Source organism: Bradyrhizobium sp. LeoB3, from assembly GCF_055456055.1.
In genome coordinates, this window is record NZ_JBVBEF010000261.1 from 1 (window position 1) to 2,112 (window position 2,112).

A 2,112-nucleotide genomic window follows, 5' to 3' on the forward strand; every position below is an offset into this window, starting at 1 on the left:
ATTGCTTCCGGCTGGAGCGTTTGCCGGGTGGGACTTGCACCCACTGGAAAGCGCCGCCTTGTCACGGCGCACACCCATAGCGGGCCTTCAGAACCCTATGGACTCGCCGCGATTTTACCTCGTAGTCTTGTTTTTTATAAAGCGGAGCCTACACATGGCGGAGGCGCGGGTCGGACGCAGGTTGGCGGCCATAGTCGCGGCTGACGTTGCAGGCTACTCGCGGCTCATGAGCTTCGACGAGGTCGGCACCGCCCACACGCTCCGCGAGCACCGAGCGGTGATTGACGCACTTGTGGCCAAACGCGGCGGCCGCATCGTCAAGACTACCGGAGACGGTGTGCTGCTTGAGTTTCCCTCGGTAGTTGATGCAGTCGAGTGCGCGGCCGCTATGCAAGTGGTGATGGTCCAGCGGAACAATGGGATCCCCGAGGCGCGGCGCATGCTGTTTCGGATCGGGATCAACCTCGGCGACATTCTGATCGAGGGGGATGACATTCTTGGCGATGGCGTCAATGTCGCGGCCCGACTTGAGGGCATCGCCGAACCGGGCGGCATCTGTATCTCAGCTTCCGTGTACGATCAGGTTCGCGGCAAGGTCACGGTCGAATTCATTGATCGTGGCGAGCAAAGGCTGAAGAACATCAATCGCCTGGTGCGCGTCTACGCGACAAAGTCGATTAGTAATTTCGGGACGGTTGCGCCTGACATGCCGCCTCCGCACCCTCAGATCCATGAGTCACTTCCGCTTCCCGACAAGCCGTCGATCGCGGTGTTGCCGTTCCAAAACATGAGCGGCGATCCGGAACAGGAATATTTTGCCTGCGGCATAGTCGAGGATATCATTACAGCGCTCTCCCGTATCCGCTGGCTTTTTGTGATCGCTCACAATTCGAGCTTTACCTACAGCGGGCATGCCGTCGATGTGAAGCAGGCTGGGCGCGAGCTAGGCGTTCGCTATGTGCTCGAGGGTTCAGTGCGCAAAGGCGGCAACAGGATACGCATCACCGGACAATTGATCGATGGGCTTACAGGCGTGCATCTGTGGGCCGAGCGCTACGACCGCGATCTTGGCGACATCTTTGCGGTTCAGGATGAGATCGCCGCGAGCGTCGCCGCAGTTATCGAGCCGGCATTGGCTGCCGCCGAGCAAGAGCGCGTGCTGCGCAAACCGCCTGAGCGACTTGACGCGTGGGAAGCCTATCAGCGCGGCCTTTGGCACCTCCACAAATACCGACCGCAGGAGAACAAAGCCGCGCTCGCCTTCTTCAGCCAAGCTATCGCGCTCGATCCGAATTTCGCTCCCGGCCACTATGGATATGCGCTGGCTCTCCAATGGGACATCTGGCACTTCTCGAGTCGCCCCTTCTTGGAGGTTCAAGAAACCGCTCGCGAAGAAGCGCAAATCGCGGTATCGCTCGATGACAAGGATGCGGTGGCGCATGCTGTGCTGGCACACATGCTGATGTGGGGTAGCGAATGGGAGGCGGCGATCGCCGAAGCGCGCACCGCAATTGCCCTCAATCCAAACAGTGCCTTTGTCATCAGCATGCTTGGTTGTGTGCTCGGGTTCGGCGGTTATCGAGAGGAAGCACTCGAAAGGCTGCAGCAGGCAATGCGTGCCAGTCCACACGATCCGCTGATTTGGCTTTGGTTGATCTGGCGTGGGCTTTTGCAGTTCTTTTCACGCGATTTCATCGCTGCGCTGCAGACATTGCGCCAAGTTGCTCGCCTGCGTCCGGGTTATGCCGTCACTTCCCAGTACCTCGCGGCGTCGCTTGCTTATCTCGGGCGTTCGGACGAGGCGCGCGAAACACTTGAACGTATCCCCCCTCAATCGGCGGATCAGCTTCAGCGTTGGCAGCAAAGGCCGCCCTGGATGCGGCCCGAGGATTATGCGCTTCTCGTCGAAGGTTTTGGCCTTGCAGCAGGAGAGCGGCGTTGAGTGACGCCGCGATCTCTATCATCTCTACGACTTTCAGACGGCAAGCTCGCTGTTCTGCAGCGAGCGAGGACATCAAACTGGGCCGACTTCCGTTGTTGTGAAGGGTTTCGGATGCCGGCCGCTTGAGGGAGGGCGCGGCGTATTCGGCGGCCGGCGTCCGAAAGCCTCCA

Annotated in this window: 1 protein-coding gene; it reads left to right on the top strand. The window is 59.8% G+C overall.

From position 1 onward, the window contains the following. Positions 1-154: 154 nt before the first annotated feature. Entirely contained in the window at positions 155-1,942 is a 1,788-nt protein-coding gene (locus ACZXDY_RS45665; RefSeq protein WP_028169192.1) for an adenylate/guanylate cyclase domain-containing protein, read from the top strand. The last annotated feature ends 170 nt before the right edge of the window (positions 1,943-2,112 follow it).

Bases quoted from the DNA above. Each gene is read 5' to 3' on its own strand.
- ACZXDY_RS45665 (WP_028169192.1), top strand. From the start codon at position 155: ATGGCGGAGGCGCGGGTCGGACGCAGGTTGGCGGCCATAGTCGCGGCT.